This is a genomic window from Candidatus Dedyshia acidiphila (assembly GCF_051025295.1).
Lineage (GTDB): Bacteria > Acidobacteriota > Terriglobia > Terriglobales > Acidobacteriaceae > KBS-83.
In genome coordinates this window covers 89,166-108,780 of sequence record NZ_JBMGJV010000003.1, presented here as the reverse complement: position 1 = coordinate 108,780, position 19,615 = coordinate 89,166, and the positions used below count along the sequence as shown (strand labels likewise).

Annotated in this window: 13 protein-coding genes and 1 tRNA gene; 4 read left to right on the top strand and 10 right to left on the bottom strand. The window is 57.2% G+C overall.

Annotated features, from left to right (window positions below; all coding sequences use genetic code 11):
- Positions 1-912 precede the first annotated feature (912 nt).
- Positions 913-3,087 (top strand): recombinase family protein, encoded by a 2,175-nt coding sequence (locus AC5IJH_RS02310; RefSeq protein WP_491901176.1) that lies wholly within the window; start codon positions 913-915, stop codon positions 3,085-3,087.
- Between the two features lie 1,901 nt (positions 3,088-4,988).
- Here AC5IJH_RS02310 and AC5IJH_RS02305 read toward each other — a convergent pair.
- The 4 genes from AC5IJH_RS02305 to AC5IJH_RS02290 are packed head-to-tail and all read right to left on the bottom strand — an operon-like array spanning position 4,989 to position 13,550.
- The gene (locus AC5IJH_RS02305; RefSeq protein WP_491901175.1) at positions 4,989-8,033 is read right to left on the bottom strand and encodes a type I restriction endonuclease subunit R; all 3,045 of its coding nucleotides are present in this window, start codon (positions 8,031-8,033) and stop codon (positions 4,989-4,991) included.
- A complete protein-coding gene (locus AC5IJH_RS02300; RefSeq protein WP_491901174.1) occupies positions 8,030-9,427 on the bottom strand; it encodes a restriction endonuclease subunit S in 1,398 nt (465 codons plus the stop codon). The genes AC5IJH_RS02305 and AC5IJH_RS02300 overlap by 4 nt, the downstream gene beginning before the upstream one ends.
- Positions 9,427-11,253, bottom strand: coding sequence for a DUF262 domain-containing protein (locus AC5IJH_RS02295; RefSeq protein WP_491901173.1), 1,827 nt, complete (start codon positions 11,251-11,253; stop codon positions 9,427-9,429). Before AC5IJH_RS02295 ends, AC5IJH_RS02300 begins: the two co-directional genes overlap by 1 nt.
- Positions 11,250-13,550, bottom strand: a complete 2,301-nt coding sequence (locus AC5IJH_RS02290) for a type I restriction-modification system subunit M (protein WP_491901172.1) — start codon at positions 13,548-13,550, stop codon at positions 11,250-11,252. Before AC5IJH_RS02290 ends, AC5IJH_RS02295 begins: the two co-directional genes overlap by 4 nt.
- 396 nt (positions 13,551-13,946) lie before the next feature.
- On the opposite strand from AC5IJH_RS02290, the gene AC5IJH_RS02285 reads away from it, so the two are divergent.
- Positions 13,947-14,246, top strand: a complete 300-nt coding sequence (locus tag AC5IJH_RS02285; RefSeq protein WP_491901171.1) for a glycoside hydrolase family protein — start codon at positions 13,947-13,949, stop codon at positions 14,244-14,246.
- Here AC5IJH_RS02285 and AC5IJH_RS02280 read toward each other — a convergent pair.
- Both AC5IJH_RS02280 and AC5IJH_RS02275 read right to left on the bottom strand, forming a co-directional pair.
- Positions 14,212-14,763 (bottom strand): DUF8453 domain-containing protein, encoded by a 552-nt coding sequence (locus AC5IJH_RS02280; protein ID WP_491901170.1) that lies wholly within the window; start codon positions 14,761-14,763, stop codon positions 14,212-14,214. The genes AC5IJH_RS02285 and AC5IJH_RS02280 overlap by 35 nt on opposite strands.
- Before the next feature lie 14 nt (positions 14,764-14,777).
- A complete protein-coding gene (locus AC5IJH_RS02275) occupies positions 14,778-15,230 on the bottom strand; it encodes a hypothetical protein (RefSeq protein WP_491901169.1) in 453 nt (150 codons plus the stop codon).
- 128 nt (positions 15,231-15,358) lie between these two features.
- On the opposite strand from AC5IJH_RS02275, the gene AC5IJH_RS02270 reads away from it, so the two are divergent.
- The gene (locus AC5IJH_RS02270; RefSeq protein ID WP_491901168.1) at positions 15,359-15,799 is read left to right on the top strand and encodes a hypothetical protein; all 441 of its coding nucleotides are present in this window, start codon (positions 15,359-15,361) and stop codon (positions 15,797-15,799) included.
- Positions 15,800-16,302: 503 nt separating this feature from the next.
- Here the strand turns inward: AC5IJH_RS02270 and AC5IJH_RS02265 are convergent.
- The 4 genes from AC5IJH_RS02265 to AC5IJH_RS02250 all read right to left on the bottom strand — a co-directional run bounded on the left by AC5IJH_RS02265 (position 16,303) and on the right by AC5IJH_RS02250 (position 18,976).
- Positions 16,303-16,605: a hypothetical protein gene (locus AC5IJH_RS02265; RefSeq protein ID WP_491901167.1), complete on the bottom strand. Its 303-nt coding sequence runs from the start codon at positions 16,603-16,605 to the stop codon at positions 16,303-16,305.
- A 271-nt stretch (positions 16,606-16,876) separates the two neighbouring features.
- Positions 16,877-17,083: a hypothetical protein gene (locus AC5IJH_RS02260; protein WP_491901166.1), complete on the bottom strand. Its 207-nt coding sequence runs from the start codon at positions 17,081-17,083 to the stop codon at positions 16,877-16,879.
- 303 nt (positions 17,084-17,386) lie between these two features.
- Positions 17,387-18,727 (bottom strand): tyrosine-type recombinase/integrase, encoded by a 1,341-nt coding sequence (locus tag AC5IJH_RS02255; RefSeq protein WP_491901165.1) that lies wholly within the window; start codon positions 18,725-18,727, stop codon positions 17,387-17,389.
- 175 nt (positions 18,728-18,902) lie between these two features.
- Positions 18,903-18,976: transfer RNA gene (locus tag AC5IJH_RS02250), tRNA-Gln, on the bottom strand.
- Between the two features lie 162 nt (positions 18,977-19,138).
- On the opposite strand from AC5IJH_RS02250, the gene AC5IJH_RS02245 reads away from it, so the two are divergent.
- Positions 19,139-19,558 carry a hypothetical protein gene (locus AC5IJH_RS02245; RefSeq protein WP_491901164.1) on the top strand — a complete coding sequence of 140 codons (420 nt, stop codon included), beginning with the start codon at positions 19,139-19,141 and terminating at the stop codon, positions 19,556-19,558.
- Positions 19,559-19,615 lie beyond the last annotated feature (57 nt).

Sequence of the window (19,615 nt, the reverse complement as noted above, 5' to 3'; positions counted from 1 at the left end):
TACGCCGGGAACGTGTCCATTGATGATGAATGTAGCTGATCACCGATGGGAAGTCGTCAAGCTGCAGCAGATCGAGGATGAAGCCAGCGACGGAGAGCTGGATGGAGTTGTTCACACGTTGGATCTACAGCCCAAGAGCGCATCTCGGTAATGTTTAGAGGCGCATGTCACGAGTGCAGGGTTCTTTGTTGCAGACCGCGTTGACCTTCATGCCTCTTAAATAGCCCGTCGGCCACCTAGCTCGGCTCATCCGAAGTCAGCGCTTCGACCCACTGGCGAATTCCGAGCAACGGCTGGTCGCTACCACCGTATCGCGTCCAGACCCGGTCGAAGCCTCATCGCTGCAGTCTTTTGCCAAACCGTCGGGCAGGTATTTTCTGCGCTTCCCGTCAATCGGATGGGCATGCTGCAGCATTTCCCTCGCGACATCGGTGTGTCGCCGTGTTGGCAACTAGCCGAAGGTGAGCAAACCAGCTTTGACCTTTGGTTGACCACAGGTCGGCGTTGAGCCAAGCGTGATGCCCATGGGGAGACGGGGCGATCTTCACTGCAAACTACCCCTTCGGCCCCTTAGCTCTGTAGATGAAAGATATGACTACCAGGCGCGCTAATCCGCCAACAGCCGCTTCGAAGACCCCGAGCACAAACCAACCCCCAAATTCTGGGGACGCCCTCGTTATGCAGTATTCCCTTTCATGCGGCAGGCGAACTGCCGAGAAGAACAAACGATCCGTCTCCATTCGGTTTCGCTCGAAGGACGACTTGGCCGCTTGTATGGGGCGATTGGTCGACGACGGACTCGCGAAGATTGTTGCGCGGAGCATTCTGGCCACCCTCTTGACGGAGCTGGACCGGCCAGAAGTTGATCCCAATGACAGGCTCCCGGGACGCGATCGTTGACTTCCGACATTAATGCTGGCTGCAACACAAGGGGAAATGACAATGCAAAGATCAGACATCATCAACGGCACGAACAACCAGTCCACCACCTATATGCGCTGCGCCTTCTACGGTCGCTACTCGACCCAGATGCAGCGGCCAGCATCGATTGAGGATCAGCGGAGAGTCTGCGACGAGTTTGCGCAGCAGAAGGGCTGGGAGATCCTGCACGAGCACGTCTACACCGATGCGGCCATGTCTGGCACCTCAAAGGTGGGTCGGAAAGGCCTGGAGAGTCTCGAGGCTGCCGCCGGACAGAAGCCTCGACCCTTCGACTACATCCTATTTGATGACAGTTCACGCCTCGCTCGCGACCTTGGCGACGTGCTGCAGTTCCACAAGCTGGTGGAGCACCATGGAGTGAAGCTGCTGTTTGTGAGTCAGCGTCTGGACTCGGCAGACCCCAACTTCCAAATGCTCATCAGCATGCATGGGATGATCGATGAGCAGCAAATTCAACGGCTCCGGCACAAGGTGCATGCTGCCCAAAAGGGTCGTGTGCTCGCTGGCTATGTTGCGGGCAGCTGGCCGTACGGGTACCGCGCTGTCGTTGACGAAGATTTGGAATTTCCCGGCGCAATCGGCCGAGCGGCGACCAAGGGTACCAGGCTGGAAGTAGTCGAGGACCAAGCTAGCGTGGTCCGTCGCATTTTCGAGCTCTATGCGGAAGGCAACACGATCTGGAACATCGCCGTCCGGCTGAACCAGGAGGGCGTACCTCGCAACTCCCAGTTTCGGTCGCGCGGAAACGGGAAAGGCTGGCCTGGCGACGCCATCAAGAAGATCCTGCACAACGAGAAGTACAAGGGCGTTTTCGTGTGGAACCAGAAGAGGCAGCAGGTCCACCCCCGAACAGGAAAGATCACGGTCGTGAAGAGGCCAGCTCACGAGCACGTCAGGGTTGACATGCCCCATCTCCGGATCGTTCCGGACGAGCTGTGGCATCGGGCAGCTGCGCGCCTCAAGGAACTGGAGCGTAAGCAGGAGGCACGGAGGCTTGGAGGCTATAACCGCGCCAAGAATAAGCCTTATCTGTATAGCGGTTTGTTGTGCTGCGGCCTTTGCGGCAGGCGTTTGTATGCGGATGGTCCTGCCAAAACATCAGCCTACACGTGTCCCAGCTTCAGGTTGCGGCGCGGATGCTCCAACTCCTACCGCATCCTGCAAGAGAGAGCCGCGGCTCAGATCACCGAAGTCCTCTCAAGTAGCCTCCTGGAGGAACCGCTCTGGAACCAGGTAGTCAAGTCCGTTCACTCCGAGCTGGAGATGGAATGGAACGCTCACCGTTCGTCCCTCGCTGGTGACAACCTTTCCGCTCTCGAAGCAAACCGGAGGGACTGTCAGCGCCGGATGGACTCACTGCTCGACCAAATCGAAGAACTCTCAGTTGGGGATCCGTCTCGCGAGGCACTCTCCGGCCGCTTGCGGCATCGGCAGTCTGAGCGGGATCGGCTGGACATCAGGATCGCAGCGGCACGCAATCTGAGGTCGCTCGACGTCACGGAAACGGATCTTCGTCAGCTCGTCCGCGATCGTATCGCCAACCTCCTCTCCGTTCTGCAGTCCGATGCTGCGTTTGCCAAGAAGGTGCTCCAGCAGCACATACGGCGTATCGTCCTGTTCCCCGGAACAGATGAAACCGGAGAGCCGTACTTCGAAGCGGTCGCTGAAATCGACATGTTCGCTGGAAAAGACGACACGAAACCCGCTGTGATGCTGGGACTTTTGGGTACCCAAAAGCCCCAGCATCACACAGTTGATACATCGCTAGGGATCGTGTTTCGGCTCTATCCGTACGCCTTTGCGTGCCCGCATCTTCCTTACCTGGTCCACTTGCTTGAGAGCAAGCACGAGCTTGCCTCCAGACCATTGTCCCCAACTCTGTGGGCTGCGCTGATCAACAGCGTTCTTCCGGTTGATCAGCCGAAGGTTGGTTACGGCGCGGTCGCGCGGTGCTTCTGGGCGCATCTTGATCAGCTTGATACCCGCCTCACGGTTACCAAGATCCCAAACCGCAGTGATCCTGGGCACCGGTATCAACTCTCCCTCAAGAGCACGCCTGCGGCAGAGTCGCACGTGGGGGACGAGCTAAACGTTCCGGCAGAACAGCCTGCCTCGACTGAGGCTAGCGCGTGTGAGCTCCCGTGAGTCATTTGCGAGGGCTTTCTCCGCCCTTCGTAGATGACTGATCCTTAGGGGCAGGTTGCAGTCGCCGACCTGCCCTCGACGCATCACCTGAGCGGCCAAGGTTGAAACCCATCATTGGCAAAGGTCGCGTGTCTGGACTTCCAGAGATCGGACGCTGCTGAACGGCTTAGACACCAAGAGCAAAAGCCAAATGGCCGCAACCGACCGCGCGTCCCTTGGGGGCCTTACGGATTTTTTCAGCATAAACGGGCTCTCATCCTTCTCTCTGGTATTTCACTTCAGCCCTGGGTGAAGCCCTCGGCAGGAGGAAACGATGAACATTACGAAAGCAAACCCCCACCATGTCCGCCGCCCTTCACCTAAACGCCCACGTTACGATTGGGCACCTATTCTCCGGGCTCTTGCCGCTGAGCCAGGAGTCTGGCTCAGCGTACCGCTCGCCGATCTGCCGGATCGAACGATGCAGAAGAACCAGTTCGCTATCAGATTAGTCGCGCGTCGGCATATCGGGATGGTTCAGACACAAGGCCACGGAGACTTGATGCTGGTACGCCTCACAGTTCAGAAGCCCGATATGGAGTGACGTCGGGAGAGCTCATCTCGAGATATGGCGCGCTACCCACGGGAGAGGCAGAACACGGGCAACGGTCGACCTGATTGTCACCTGTGCACGATAGCCTCTCCGGGCTCCTCCGCTGTAGACACTTCGTACTCGGGCGGTGACGTTACTCTTGACCCGGAACTGGCGCCCGCTCTACAAGAACCGGAGTTCCGTGGGAAGTGAGCCATCAAGAGCCACGCGGACGGCCTGTGGTGCAGATGAACGGCTCCGCGAGAAGGGCGGAGTCCAGTCTCGAGGCTTTCTCGACTGGATCGACGAAACAGCTCCCGCATTAACTCTTCAACTGGACCAGCGGTATGTTGACGGTGCTGCCGCGTTTCTATTTGCTGTCTGCCTTCCTATTCCGGCGTGCGGATCCGAGGAGTGGCGGAAGAGCACGTACCCTCTTGTGGCGGCCAGACTCTCTCTCTGCAGTTCGCACGAGCTGAGACATTGCTTCTAAAAAACGCCGAGGACACTAGCTGGTGGGTATTAGCTCTTGTGCCCTCGGGTTTGACCACCGGGGAGAACGCAATCCCGGAGAACTCACCATGACAGTAGCTGATTTTACAGAACGTTTGCCTGACAACCCATCAGAAGGAAAACCAGAAAGTAAGCCTGATCCCACCGTTCCTCCCCAGGCTTCCCATCACATTCCGATGGCTCCTCAGCCAGCCAGAACGGTTCCGCTTGTGCAAGTGCCGGTGCGCCCGAGCAAGCTCCGAGCCGTAGGAAGGGACCAGATAGGTTCGGCAGCCGTCTTCTCAGCAAGGAAGACCGATGCTCCATCAGCAAGGCCAAGGTTTCCTTCGAAACGGGATGAGATCTCCTCTCCAGATGGGCACGTCGATCCCTGCGTTGGATCGCCCGCGACAGCGCAAGCGGAGAGTGCCCTGACTCGAGAGATTGCGGAGTTGTGGCACTCACAGCGGCAACGACAAGCCGCCATGCGGCTCACTCGCGCCGAGCTTTCGAAAACACGCATGGAGCTCGCAGAGCGTCTGCATACATATAAGCTGCACCTTGTCGGTAGTGGACGTGAGGGGAAGTGGAGTCCTTTCTTGCGGGAACTGAGCATCCCGCGCGCCACTGCGGACCGGTTGATCAACAATTGGCAGAACTCTTCGGACGCTCCCAAGAAGTGCCTCACTGAGGCAGTTCCTCCTACTATGAGCCCCAAACGCATCGCCAGCCTGGTCAAAACTCTAAGTCTGAAGCTCGCAAAAGAGCTCACAACTAGGGAGTCAGTCGCGCAATTTGTGAGCGCGCTCGCTATCGCGCTCGAGGTTCCGACATCACACTAGGGTGTCTGGACAGGCGCCTGCGAGCGGGGTGTACGAGTGGCCGCATCTGCAGTAGTCATTTGATAGACCATATCCCCAACGAAGCGCCTGAACGATTCGTTTTGAACGAATTGCTTGTACACCTGAGTGTCGTCGGTCAGCAGGTGCTGCATTACCTTTCCAAGCGCTTCATCGTGCGCGAGTCGTGCCGTGTGGGGTGTGTTCTCCTTTGCGTTTTGATATGCGGCGTCCGCAGCCACCTTGGGTGCTATGTCCTCTCGGATTCGCTTCGCAACTCGATCGGAATCCGTGAACAGTGTGCCAAACTGATCGTTGAAGGTTTTGAGTATGTTGCTTAGGCGGTCCAGCTCGGGCTCAGTCTTGTGGCCGCCGCCGTCCGCCGGAGCAGGTTCGATCTCTGCATCGCTATCGGCGAGAGTGATCTGTATCCCTGTTTGTTTTTCGACTCGATAGCTGTCCATGTCGATCGTTTCGAGGATGCCTTGGGAAAGATCTTCTTCTTTCGGCGCAGGTAGCTTCGGGATCAGAAGATTTAGGAAGATCGACATCTTTTCCCACCCGGCGTTCGTATACGGGATGACCGAGGCGAGAAAGCTGTAGGTCCGGCAGAAAGCCTTCGCTTTCCCCTTGAAATCAACCTGTGCTTCCCCATCCAATCTTTCGCAGTACACCGCAACGCACGCGTCGAGGATCGGGTCGAACTTGTCCCGTTCCGCTCCGCTCAGAAAGAGCTCCACTAGCTGCTGTAGCTGTGCGGACGAGTAAACCTGGGCACCATCAAGCGACGTTTCCAGGTCGTGCAGCTTGTTCGGGTCCGTCTCGTCCGAGAGTAGGGTGGTGCGGTAATAATCCTGGAATGCATACGTGATCGCCTCGCTGTTGTTCTGGAAGTCCAGCACGAAGCAGTCGTATTTCTGCGGATGAGCGCGATTCAGGCGCGACAGTGTCTGAACGGCCTTTATCCCGGAGAGCGCCTTGTCCACATACATGGTATGGAGCAGGGGCTCGTCGTACCCGGTTTGGAACTTGTCCGCGCAGATCAGAAAACGATATGGATCGTTCTTGATCTTCTCTGCGATGTCTCCGCTGGGGAAGCCGTTCAGAGCGGCCTCGCTCACCTTGGCACCACCGTACTCATGTTCGCCTGAGAAAGCCACAATAGCTTGGTATGGGCTCTTCCGCTCATTCAGGTAGTCCTTAAAGGCGTGGAAGTATTGGATCGCCCGCTCGATGCCACTGGTTACCACCATCGCACGGGCCTGTCCACCGATCTTTCCAGCAGCGATGACTTGCTCGTGAAAGTGGTCCACCATGATCTCCGCCTTCAGTTGAATCGCGTGGTCATGGCTTTCCACATACCGCCGGAGCTTCTTCTTTGCCTTCTTGGTGTCGAACTCCGGGTCATCGTCCGTCTTCTTGATGAGCTTGTAGTAGCTGTTGACCGGCGTGTAGGCCTTCAGCACATCGAGAATGAAACGTTCCTCGATCGCCTGCTTCATCGTGTACGAGTGGAAAGGGCGGTGCTTGACCTTGCCCTCGGCATCCGTAGGCAGCGCGATCCCGAACATCTCCAGCGTCTTCGGCTTCGGCGTTGCCGTGAATGCAAAATAGCTGGCGTTCTTCAGCATCTTGCGCGCTGCCATGCGTTTTTCGAGCGCCTCATTCACCGTGTCTTCGGCGTCGGCTCCATCCTCCTTGGATTTCGACGTGAGCGCCTCGCTCATCGCGGCAGAGGTCTTGCCGCCCTGGCTTGAATGCGCCTCATCGATCACGATGGCAAATGTCTTGGCCGCTTCCGTGGCAATCTCGTCCAGAATGAATGGAAACTTCTGCACCGTGGAGACGATGATCTTCTTGCCTTGCTCGATAAACTTCCGCAGATCACCGGAATGCTCCGCGTGGCCGACCGTCGCACCGACCTGCATGAACTGCTTGATGGTCTTTTGAATCTGCTCGTCCAGAATGCGGCGGTCCGTCACGACGATGATCGAATCAAAGACTTCCTTGCCGTTGCGCTTCAACCCAACGAGCTGGTGCGAAAGCCACGCAATGGAGTTGGACTTTCCGCTACCGGCGGAGTGTTGCAGCAAGTAGCGCTTTCCGGCCCCATGACTCTCCACATCCGCCAAGGCTTTGCGCACGAGATCTAGCTGGTGATACCGCGGCCACACCTGCTTGCGCCGCTTTCTGCCGGTCTTCGGGTCTTTCTCCTCGACAATCTGCGCATAGTTCTCGAGGATATTCGTCAGCCCCGCCGGTGTCAGAACTTCCTTCCAGAGATAGTCCGTCTTCAAGCCGTTCGGATTTGGCGGATTTCCGGCGCCATCGTTATAGCCCTTGTTGAAGGGCAGAAACCATGAGGCCTTGCCCTTCAGCTCCGGGCACATTCGCACTTCGCTGTCGTCCACGGCGAAGTGGACGACGCACCGGCCAAACCCGAACAGGCGTTCCCGAGGATCGCGGTCACGCCGGTATTGCTCAATCGCGTCTTCCACTGTCTGCTTGGTCAGGCTGTTTTTTAACTCGAATGTGGCGATGGGCAGGCCGTTGATGAACAGGCACAGGTCCAGCGCCCGCCGCGTCTCGTCCATGCTGTAGGCCAGTTGGCGAGTGATGGAGAAGCGGTTCTTGCCGTGCAGCGCTGCGGCTTTTGCATTGCCAGGGGAAGGCGTTCCGTAGAACAGATCAAAGTGCAGCGGTCCGTCGTCCACTCCCTTGCGCAGCACATCGATCACGCCGCGTTTGCCCACCTCGGAGGAGAGGCGGGTCAGGAACTTCACACGCTGGAAATCCTTCGGATCGTCGGTCATGCCCAGCTTGCGGAAGGCCTCCGGCTGCGTGGCACTTACGAAAGCAAAGAGTTGCGGCACGTCGATGGCGACCGCCCGGTCGTAATCCTTCGGGCTCCCGGGAAAATAGCCAGTTCCAGCGGCGTCAGGAGCGTCCTTGACGGCGTTCGGCTCGACCCCAAGGCCATCGGTGCCGGTCATGTGTCGGACAATCAATGTCTCCAGGCCCTTCTCGCTGGTATCTGTGCTCAAGCGACGACCTCCTCATCAGCTTCTTCGGGGTCAACCTCTGCTTCGCCTATTTCATGGCTCTCAAGGTCCGCTGCATCTGGAAGTCGGGCGGCGGCTTGTCGCACGTCGAGCTTGCCAGTCACGACATCGGCGACGAGGCGGGTGCGGTATTCCCGGAGGAGGTCGAGTTCACGTCTAAGGCGACCAATTGCATCGTCGAGAGGCCTAGATTCTGTGCTGACCCGCTCAACAATCTTTCGTTGCTCGTCGCGCGGAGGAACAGGGACGATGAATTTGCCATATCGCGTTGAATTCAAGTTAGTCTGAAGATTGACAAGAGCATGACTACGGGCAAACCTCCAAAAAGCTGCGCTGTTCAGCAGCATGTGTAGCCATTGAGGATCATGATTGGTATCGACACGCAACCTTACCAGGTATGAGGCAAACGAGACCATATCCTCTCGATAGCCTCGAAAGATACCAACTTTGCCGACCAAGTCTGGATTTCCATTAGTACGAGTAAAGAGCAAGTCGTAATGGTCCAGCAATAGAGTAGGCGCAATCTCATTGAGCCCCCCCGACCTCGGCATTACGATCTCGCCATTTTGAATGTTTCCCATCGTAAGAATGACAATCGTCCCATCTTCTCGAGTTTGTTCAGAGGTGCCGTAATCCATCGAGCACAAGAGCCTCTTTATGGGAATCAACTTCCAATGGATAGGGGCTTCACCAAGCCATGGGATACCTGACCGTTTGAGGGGGACGGGATCGAGGCCGCGGGTCACGGCCCGGTGAATAATGGCTTGCTTCTGCTCGTTGAGCAGCGCAATCACCTTGCGCTTCGCTCGTATCGCTCCCTCCAGCCGCCCATTCGCCCAATCCAGAAACCGCACGATTGCTTCCTGTTCCTCGCGTGGAGGAATGAATATGGGGGCGTCAAGAAACGCAATATCTGTCATCTGAAGCCGTGATATCCATACTCCTTTCGAGCGCACGCGAAGCTCCCAATTGAAGGGGAGTGAGCGGACCACTTCGTGCACAAAGCCTGGAATCAGTGGGGCATCTTTCCTGAGCCGATAAACACCATACGCGGAACTGATGATGCCGTGGTGCTTTGACACTCCAAGGCCGCCGGCCCATGCCCAAAGACTGTTGATGACGAGATCGCCGGGCCAACAGAGCTTGTAGCCTACATAAGATTCAGCCTTGAACATTGTGACGTTCGTGGTATTTCGAGGCACGATCCCTCGCGCCGAGGATACCGTGAGAAGCTGTTCCCGCCCGGTGCTGGAGCGCCTATCCACGCGCTCGAATACTGATTTGGCTCGCTTGATTGTCCAAGAGGCTGGGATTGCACCGAGCCACGGAAGTCCGGACTCCTTGTATTCGGGATAGGGGTTGAGATCCGCAATCATCACAGTCCGGCTCCCTTCAGCAGGTTCTCCGGGTTCCAGATATGCTCCGCGATCTCACGATAAAGCGAGCTGCGGGCTTCGAGATCTGTCTTGTTGAACTGCTCGTGCGCGACGAATGGCAGCCCGTTTTCCTCTTTGAACCGCAGAAAACCGGGATTGTGGTCGTAGCATTGCGAGTGTAGCGATCGCGCGAGCAGATTCTGGGTGTTGTAATGGGGCAGCTTTTCGACGTAGGTCAGGTCGCCGTAGCTGGCGTTGAAGCTCTTCGGGAGCAGCAGCAAGCCCCCGATGCGATTGCGGTGCTCTGCAAAATCCGCCGGATGCGGGAACTCAGCGGTGTGACGTTCTGGGTGGTCCGCCCAGATATGTTCCACCTCATAGCGGGTCTTGCCCTCGCTCACATAATCGAGATACCGAGATGGCTGCCCGGCTTGTGTCTCCACATAATCGGTGAGCCGGGCCAGAATACGGTGCAATGCATATCGGTTCTGCTGGTGCATTCGCAGACGATCGTTGCTCGCGAAAGTCTCGTCCTCATTGGTGAGGAACTCGTGCAGCTTGTGCGCCAGAGCGTCAGGCGCAAGGCCACGGATGTCACGCATCACGCTAAACATGGCGTACTGCATCGTAGAGTAGGCGGTGGTCCGGAAGTTCCAGAGCCTCCAGGTCAGGAGGATGTCCAGATACTCTGCGACAAGACCAGCCTTGCGGATAACGACGGGTTCAGGATCGTCAGGCCGCAACGGTGCAAGAAGCAGCATGTATTGCAACGTGAATCCCTGCTGGGCGTTGTAGAGAACATGCTCCAGCCCGCTGACCGGACGTTCCGCTGCATCGATGAAACGCAGATATTGCCGGCTGTAGAAGTCGAAGTCTCGATCAATAAACCGGAAGAAGTCATCGCTCTGCTTCAGCCCAACCGCCGGTGCGGCATCACGCAGCCATCGATGGAACTCCGTACCGATGCGGTCGAAGTCCTCGGGTTTTGCGCCCTTCTTCCGTTCACGAATCTTCGTAGCGTACTGGCTGCGTAGCCAGGCCTTGAAACAATCCGCCTCGACCTCCTTGCCAGCATCGTTAAGCTCACGGATACGGTCTCGCCACCGTATGTTTGCGGCTGTGCGCTTACCCTCATCGATATTGGCCAGCAAGTATCCCTTGAGCATGTCCGTAGGACTGAGCGAGAGCCCACGGTCATTCATCGTTTCGAAGATGGTGTAGGCGTCATCGTCCGAGTACGCGGTGATCTCGACCAGATGAACGTTTTCAAGGAGCCAGTCGATGAAGTAAGGCAGTGCCGCGTCGCGAAGCTCTTCCGGGAAATAGACTTCCAGATCGCGATAGCGCTGAACCAGGTTCTGCACCGACTCAGGCCGATCCGTCACATCGAAGGGCTGACCTTCGTAGAGTGCATCCATGGCCGGAGTGCGCTCATCGACGTGAAGGTTGAAAGACTTCTGCCCATATCGTTCGGAGAAGATCAACTCGTCGACATTGACCTTCTCCGAGTGGCCTTTCTGCAGGTTGCGGAGAAAGACCAAGAGCAGCGTCAGGCTGGTGAGTCGCTGCTGGCCATCGACGATGTAGCCGACGCTCTCTTTTTTGCTGATGATGATAGAGCCGAGAAAGTAGTGCGGATAATCGGCAACCTTGTTGCGCGTGTGAGTGGGCTGGTATTCCTCCAGAAACTTATCGCTGAGATCATTTACGAGCTCGAGAATCTGCTTCTCGTGCCACTTGTATTCGCGCTGGTAGTAATCGATCGAGTACTTGACCCCCTTGAGCAATTCGCGGACGGTTTTGGCCTTGCCAAGGATCTCTCTCACTTCGTCGCCCCCGTCAGCAGGCCGTCGAGCAGGCCTTCAGCTTCCTTTTCAATGGCCATAATGTCCGCACTAATCTCTTCAAGACTGCGCAATGGTTGCGGCTTATAAAAGTGTCGAGTGAAGCTGACCTCATAGCCGATCTTCGTGGCGGCCTCATTGATCCACGCATCGGGCGTGTAGGGCAGGACCTCGCGCCGAATGTACGCTTCGATCCCTCCCTCCTCCAGCAACGGAACCTGCTCGGTGTCTCGCAGCTCGGAGTCGGGCTCGTATTCCACCACCATCTGCTTGCCGTTCAGCGTCTCTTCAAACAGGCCATGGAGAGGATCAGGTGTGGCTCTGCCCAGCTTGTGAATCTTGGCGATGACCCGTGGCGCAGTTTCTACACGCCAGCTTACCGTCTTGAGTAGCTGTTTGAGCTCGGAAGCGGACAGCTTGATCTCTTCTGTGTTGAGTGTTCTCTCCACACGGTCGCGGAACTGGTTGTAATCCTCGAACAGCCCATCTCCCAGCAGCTCGCGCAGTTTCATCGCCGCATCCAAAAGGCGGCCGTCGCGCTCCCAGGTCTTGGCGTCCAGCAGCTTCTTCTTCTTCTTTTCCGGAAGGCCTTTCTTGGTGGCGCTTTCCTCGTCGTCCTCTTCTTCCGCCTCAGCTCCCCAGTCGCTCAAACGAGCTTCCAACGCGGAAGAAACTTGTGCGAAAGCGGTGAAGAGCCGCTCGCCCAGCTCTTCGTAGAGGGTCGCACGAATGTCTTCATCCCCAGACGCGAACCGGAGCGACTCGATGGCCTTGACAGTTAGCTGGCTATGAAGACGGAGCGGGCGCTCGACGGTGACCTTCCAATACCCGAAGGCCTGATTAGGGAAGATCTTGGACTCTGGCGTCTCAGCGAAGTTGAGGAAGGTGCGAGTAGTCCGCTCGATATCTTCGCTAGAGAGCTCGCAATTCTTCTTCCCAAGATTCTTGCGGAGAGGCTTGTACCAGTTTGTCGCGTCGATAAGCTGCAGGTGCCCCTTCCGATGGCTCGACTTTCGGTTCGAGAGTACCCAAACGTAAGTCGCAATGCCGGTGTTGTAGAAGAGGTTCAACGGCAGGGCGACGATAGCCTCAACCCAATCGTTTTCAATGAGCCAGCGGCGGATGTTGCTTTCCCCCTGGCCTGCATCGCCCGTGAAGAGCGACGATCCGTTGTGAACTTCGGCGATTCGGCTTCCAAGAGCTGACTTGCCGTTCATCTTCGAAGCCATATTGGCAAGGAACAGCATCTGTCCATCGCTGGAGCGGGTAACAAGGGACAGCTCTTCGCCTTCATGCATCACTTTGAAGCGCAAGTCACGCATCCCGTCCTTGCCCCCCATCGCTTCAAGGTCTTTCTTCCAGCTCTTCCCGTAGGGAGGATTGGCGAGCATGAAGTCGAATTCCTGGGCAGGAAAGGCGTCGTGCGCAAGGGTAGACCATTCAGCGCCGCCGACGATGTGGTCCGCGCTTTCACCTTCGCCCTTGAGAAGCATGTCGGCCTTGCAGACCGCGTAGGTCTCAGGATTGATCTCCTGGCCGTATAGGAGACATTTGACCGACTGCTTCTGTTTCGCGGCAATCTGAATCAGGGTTTCCTCTGCGACCGTGAGCATTCCGCCCGTCCCGCAGGCGCTGTCATATAGCAGATATGTCCCCGACTTGATCTCTTTCTCAACAGAAAGGAAGATCAGGTTCGCCATGAGGCGGACGGCATCTCGAGGCGTCCAGTGTTCGCCAGCTTCTTCGTTATTTTCTTCGTTGAACTTGCGAACGAGTTCCTCGAAGATCGTTCCCATCGAGTGGTTGTCGACACCTGCCGGGGAGAGGTCCACGTCAGGGTCGAGAAACTTGTCTATCAGTGTGCCCAGGGCGTCAGCTTTAGATAGAGTGGAGAGCTGGTTACGGAACTTGAAGTTGTCGAGGATGTCTTGCACGTTGGGGGAGAAGCCGTTGAGGTAATCCTCAAAATCTGCGAGCAACTGCTGCTGGCTCCCCCGCGACCGCAGATCAAGCAGCTTGAACTGCGACGTGTTGTAGAAGGCCTGTCCGGCAGAGTCGCATAGGGCAGCCCGCTGCTCCGTGATGAGAGCACCGTCCAGCATCTTCTTGGTGTCAAGAACAGCTTTCTTTGTTGGCTCAAGTACCGCATCCATTCGACGGATAACGCACATAGGAAGAATCACATCGGGGTACTTACCGCGCTTGAATAGGTCGCGTAGGACATCATCCGCAATTCCCCAGATGAATGAGACAATCTTGCTGTGTGTCGCTTGATCCACTATCCCTCCTTCTCTTCGACAGCCGACTTTCATATCCAAGTGTTACTGCTTCTGCGGTCGCCTTTTACTGATCTCGCTCCGTGCCGGAAGCCGGAATGAGACTCGCTGCCGTATGGTACCGTGCCAACGCTTGACCAACGCTCCAGATTCACCCGAGCGATGCTCTTGGTTCGTGAAGGCAGTAGATGGCAGTTTGTCAAACGCACCCGACATGAGGTCACTGCCTTGGTAATCCAGCTTGTCACCGGGACTGAATCGCTCTTCCTCCAACTTCAACTGGGCAATGCTTCGCCGTCGCGGAGCCCTGATGATTGCCTCCTGCACCGGGGTCCGATCTGTGGGTGCCCTTCAGAGGCTCCCTACGTGCACGGCACCACCGAGGAGCGGGCATGCGATGTGCGCGGAAGAATCGCGTGGGCTGAGCATCCGCTGCTGAGCGACCTGAAGGTGATCGTCACGCAGGACCAGATCGATGCGCTTGTGTCCTTCGAGTTCTACGTGGGAAGCAGAACGGTAGCGCAGCCCACCGTGCTCACTCACGTCAACGCGGGGCAGTTCGAGGCGGCTGCTGGGACGATGCTGCTGTACGGCGATCCGGATGGTCGTGTGCTCGATGACCTGGAGCGGCGGCGCAAGGAGGAGGCTGCGCTGCTGTACTCGCCTATCGCTCTCGCTCAGAGTCGCCAAGCCTCCTAAAGGTTTGTGTGACTGGACCGTGCTTACCCCCGGCGTAGGTCGTCTGATAGCGCCTTCCCGTCAAAGACCTGTATGTCAGCTTGATCGCTTTCCCATGATTGATACTTACCAAAACCCAACCGGAAAGAACACGTGTATCTCCAACTCCCAGGTCTCCGACATCTGAGACACTGGGGGTCCATTCCTTGCCATCCTTTGATGTGGGTGTGGTGTTGAGCCAGTTTCTGCTTCGCTCCTCTCCTTCGACACGTATACCAATCGCTGGACCCTTTCCTGTGTTACGGACATTGAGCTGAACTATCTCTATCGTGCTCACCACCTTGTCCCGAGGGGTGATGCTGAGGTACGGAATGACTGATTCCTCCTCCTGCCTCAGGGACACCTCGGCAAGCGTCTTTGTATCCTTCGCATATCGAATCAGAACGATCAGCGTCACGATCGATACGCCGAATCCAGAAGCTAAGAAGAGCACCTGAAAGAAGGCGTTTAGGTCACTTAAGGACCATTCAAGACCCATGCAAGTTCATCCCTCTATTCTGTAAGTGGACCCTGCGCATTGCGGCGAAGCTGCTCGGTGAGGTGCTCGATATCCGGTTTCGAATCACCCGCGATCTGCCTTACAACGATCCACATGGCGTCTGGAATGAGGATTGAGCGATTGCGAAAATCCTTATAGAAGTCGTCCAACCCGTCCCTAATCTGCCCATTGGTGACTGTGGACATATACCGACGCATGTAGTGGTCGTATGACCCAGCCGCTTCTCCCGCGCACTTGCTTTCTCCACCGCGTTCAAACGAGAGCCAAATCGAAAAGTTCTTCCCGAGTTCCATTCCATCGAATGCTCCCACAACGTAAGCAACCTTGGAGACGGATTCATTGGTGTTCCACCAGTTGCCATCTCGCCTGTCAGTGTCAGCATGAGCCTTGAACGAGCAGAGTGTAACTACGAAGGCAAGAAACAGGTGTGAGAGTCGTGTGCGCATAGGCTGCCGGAATCCCCTTCTTAACGAATCTGTGCAGAGACTACGCGTCGGTTGTACACAGCAGCCGCAAGTATACGTCTTCTCCTTCCATTCGCCTTCCACAGGCGGCTTAGCGATACGCTGGCCCCATGCTCAAGCACAAGCGCGAGAACCGGCTCACTCCCGTCCTGGTGTGTTGGAAGTGCGGTGGGCGCACCGGGCCGAACCATCACACGCTGGAGCATGGTGGTGCGACGTGCAGTCTGTGTGGAGACAGGAACCCGTTGGGGAATCTTCGCCGAATGCCGCTCGATGTGATCCGCAGCAGTTACGAGCTCATGGTGAGCTTCATCCCGAGAGACGGCATCAATTGTCATGCGTTGCGCGTCGATTGCAAGACGGTCCTGGGTCCGTGGCTGCACGTACCGTCCGACGAGACGATGGTGAGGATGCTGCGATACCTCGGCGCGACGGATGAGCAGATCGCAGACTTCGAGGACACGCGCAAGAAGTGGGGACAGGGGAGCACTAGGGTGACGCTCGCACCGCTCCGGCGGAACCTACTCAAGGTGGACTGGTCGAAGCTCTGAAAATAATCCCCGAAATTGCGGTGAAACCCTGATACCGGACGATCTGGTGGGCGGGCAAGATCGATCCATGGCCGCTTCGAACCGACAGCAAAAAGTCATTACGATTACCTTCCTGATCACGATCTCGCTCGTGATCTCGCTGGTGATAAACCTTCACGTAACCTTTAACCTCGCATTCGACATGCATTCGTTGCTGCGAGCCGTTTCACATTGAGCATGGGCCTCTGGATGCATTCAGGGGCCTCGATCAGACTCGACTCACCTCGATACGACCTGCGAGGGATTCGTACCAAGTGAACTCTGCGACAGAATCGGGCTCATGTCGAAAGGAATAGGTAACTGGGACGGTCGCGTCTATAAGCGCTCCAAGTTTGGGGATGACCGCTCGATCAAGGGGGACCGCGAAAGAAGCTGAGCAGAGGATGCGTCGTCAGCGGTACGCACGTAAGCGCGAAGCTGACCGGATTACCCTTGAAGCGATCATGAGAGCCGAGCAGGCCCGGCTACCGGGGATCGTCTGTGCGATCGGTCAGATCCTCGACTTCATGCTGCGTCGGGGTCGCTTCTGCACTCCGGCTCGCTGATTCGACATCAGCACGGATCATCCTGTTCTTGCTGATGTCATAGCTCAGCAGTCGGACGATGGACTCCGGTCGGTCTCGCTCGGCTAGCAGGAGCAGCGTGAGCAGCGGCTCATCCTGCCACGTGACCTTTGTTGGCGCATCGCCACGGAGGAAATCGCAAACCGCCCAGTACATATCGATTGAAGCCGCTAGAGCGAGGTCTTCAGTTCCATGTGCTGTCACCTGGTGAGTGAGAGAGCAGACTCCGGTCGCACGGCAGAAAAGCAGAGTCGATGACCTCTCGCCCCAGTACCTGATGTCCCCATTCGGGTAGTCCCGGCGCTCAAGTCGTCGGGTCCGCGATCGTAGGTAGTCGAGCAGTAATCTGACAGTGCCAGAGTCATTCACCCTACAGGTGTACAGCACAGGCGACAGGGCTTCAAGTGCATCATGCCAAAAGGGTTATAGCTTCGTAGCTGTTACGGTGGTGCTCCGTAGAGCCACCGTACATTCCCTAAGATTTCGTGGATGGCCAGTAGAAGCCGCTCGCTCTCGTGATGAGGTCGTCGAGCAAGCCTGAGCGCCAGAGCCTGGCAGCAACATCGTCGAGCACACAGTCGGCGATTTCACTGCCAACGATGTCGCCATGCTTCGCCAGATCGCGCAGGTCCTCAAGGTCTGCGATGACCTCTTTACCGACACGGTCTGGGTTTCTATCCATCGTGAAGTTTGGCCCCGGAGCGGCAACTCCGGGGCCGTCCTACGGCTGTTGTTCAACTAGGCAAGCCGTCCTAACAACCCGGGCCAGGGTCGAAGCCTGGCACGGAACGGGCGACCTCTATCAGAGTAATACCCCGGTGCGAGTAAGTCAGCGTGGATAACTTTGTCTGCCTGGCCACAGTGAGTGCCCTTCTGGCGAATTCGCAATGGTGGAGAGCACGAAAGATGCGTGCGAACCAGATGAGCGGAACAGTACAGACGAGACCTCTGTGCGAGCGATAGAGACGTCTGGACTACTCCTCAATCATCTGGCGTGAAGCGTCGGAGATTCTGTTAGTCTCGTCGCGAGCAAGCGGTCCAGGTGATCGGACCACTCCTGCATCATGACCTTCCGGGGCTCCAGGTACTCGGCGTAGTTATAGGCTCCGGAGACCGTGCTGCGGCTCAAGTGCGCGAGTTGCGTCTCGATGTGCTCGCGGGGGTACTGCTTCTCGTATAGGCAGGTAGAGGCCAGACCACGGAAGCCGTGTCCAGTCATGCGGCCCTTATACTTCATGGAATCCAGGGCAGCCAGAATCGTGTTGTTGGAGATGCATTTCGTCAAATCTCGCTGGCCAGGGAACAGCCAATTGGTGCGCCCCGTGTACCCGTGTAACTCTTCAAGGAGCACGATCACTTGCCGCGAGAGCGGTACTAGGTGCGGTACTGGCTTGCCCTTCACCTTTTTCATCCGTGCAGCCGGGATCGTCCAAACGGTGTCGGTAAGCTTGCCGTCGCGGAACGTGAACTCCGACCAAGGCGAGAGGATCAGTTCACTCGTGCGCACCCACACCCTGACCATCAGCTTCAGCAGCAGTTTGGTGACCGGCATCCCGTTGTAGTGTTCGATCGCCCAGAGCAGATCGGGGATTTCTCTCTGCTCCACGCGAGCGAAGTTCTTCGGGGATCGCCCCTTGAGGAAGTCACCGGCCTTGATCTCAGAGGCCGGATTGCGACGGCAGTATCCTCTGGAGATCCCAAACCGGAATATCTGCCCCATCGTGTTCAGTGACCGATGCGCCACGTCCAGCGCTGCCCGCTCCTCGATTCGAAGGGCCACGGCAGCAATTTCCGGTGCTTCGATCTCGGCAATAGGACGATGCCCGAGGAACGGGAGGATGTCACGCTCGATGCGGCCCGCTACAGCAGCGGCGTGGATGGGTTTCTTGTCCGCTGACCACTTCTTGCGCCATTCGGCCTCGACCGAGGAGAAGCTGTTCAAGACAGGACTGAGTTGGACGACCTTCTTACTGCTGCCGTCCTCCACCACCTCCACGACCGTCACGACCGTCGGTGCCTTCGTCGTTTGAGTGAAGCGATCCTTCTCCGCCCTGCGGGTCCGCATTGGGTCCGAGCCACCCTTGAGCAGATTCCGCATCGCCTCATGGAGCTTGCGGATTTCGGAAAGGCTGAAGTCGGGATATGCGCCGAGCGCCATCAACTTCGGTGAGCCTTTGAAGCGATACTGCCAGCGCCACAATTTGCTACCAGTGGCTGTTACAAACAAGAACAGACCACCTCCATCTGAGAGCTTGTAAGCCTTATCCCTCTTCGCTGCTTTCGCGACCTTCGTGTCGGTCAGCTTCCTCGTCATACCGGTACCCATGGCGACAGAATACCTACATTTTGGAAGTTTGGCGTACCTGCAGAATACCTGCATTGTCCGTGGCTTCAGCTTGATTGCCCTAGACGGCTGTAGACAGGAAATCCGGTAACGGGCTGAAGGCATTGGGCCTGGAGTGGATACCTGCATGCGGGCGTGGACACCGCCAGACAAAAGCTGGTTGCCCCCCAGGGATTCGAACCCCGATATGCTGATCCAGAATCAGCTGTCCTACCATTGAACGAGGGGGCAGTGCAGGTTGGAGCGCATGACTACTGCGCCTTCAAGATCATACGGGCACCCTGCGCGACCGTCAATCCTGCACGCGTGCGATCGCCTGCCGAGGCTCCCGAGCAGACAATCTGACGAGACCTGCTCACGTAAAAGTGACACCAGTGTCTTACAATCGCCCTAGTGGAGAGTCTGCTCAATTGCGCCTGGCTGTTGCTCGTTGTTGCCCTGCTCACGGCTTGGGCCGGGCAGGCGCGGACCGCAAAGCCGCGCCGCGCATCGCGCCTGCTTCCCTCCCGCGGCTTGCAGCTCACGGCTCTTCTGGTTTTGGTCGTCCTGCTGTTTCCCGTCATCTCCATGACGGACGACATGGCTGCCTGCACGGCTCCGCAGGAAGCCGAGCGAGCGCTGCGTCTGCATGACCCGCTCGAAGGCGCTCCGCACGCACCCGCTGTGCTGCCACTCGCCGTCTCTGCCGCTGACCTGCTGCTGGCCGTTCTGAGCAGCAGCCGCGGAGAGCCTCTCGTTGCGGAGGCAAAGCGAACTGTCCTGCTCGAGGGCGCACGCCTCACCATCGACACTCGGCCGCCTCCCGCAGCCTGACGCTTGCCCTTTCCGTCGCCGGGCGCAGATCTCCAGGTTCGTGTCTGAAGACCATCG

What these genes read in the sequence shown, in the direction of transcription:
- AC5IJH_RS02310 (WP_491901176.1), top strand. Translation starts at nt 913, where the DNA reads ATGCTGGCTGCAACACAAGGGGAAATGACAATGCAAAGATCAGACATC.
- AC5IJH_RS02300 (WP_491901174.1), bottom strand. Translation starts at nt 9,427, where the DNA reads ATGATTGCGGATCTCAACCCCTATCCCGAATACAAGGAGTCCGGACTT.
- AC5IJH_RS02280 (WP_491901170.1), bottom strand. Translation starts at nt 14,763, where the DNA reads ATGGGTCTTGAATGGTCCTTAAGTGACCTAAACGCCTTCTTTCAGGTG.
- AC5IJH_RS02275 (WP_491901169.1), bottom strand. Translation starts at nt 15,230, where the DNA reads ATGCGCACACGACTCTCACACCTGTTTCTTGCCTTCGTAGTTACACTC.
- AC5IJH_RS02270 (WP_491901168.1), top strand. Translation starts at nt 15,359, where the DNA reads ATGCTCAAGCACAAGCGCGAGAACCGGCTCACTCCCGTCCTGGTGTGT.
- AC5IJH_RS02260 (WP_491901166.1), bottom strand. Translation starts at nt 17,083, where the DNA reads ATGGATAGAAACCCAGACCGTGTCGGTAAAGAGGTCATCGCAGACCTT.
- AC5IJH_RS02255 (WP_491901165.1), bottom strand. Translation starts at nt 18,727, where the DNA reads ATGGGTACCGGTATGACGAGGAAGCTGACCGACACGAAGGTCGCGAAA.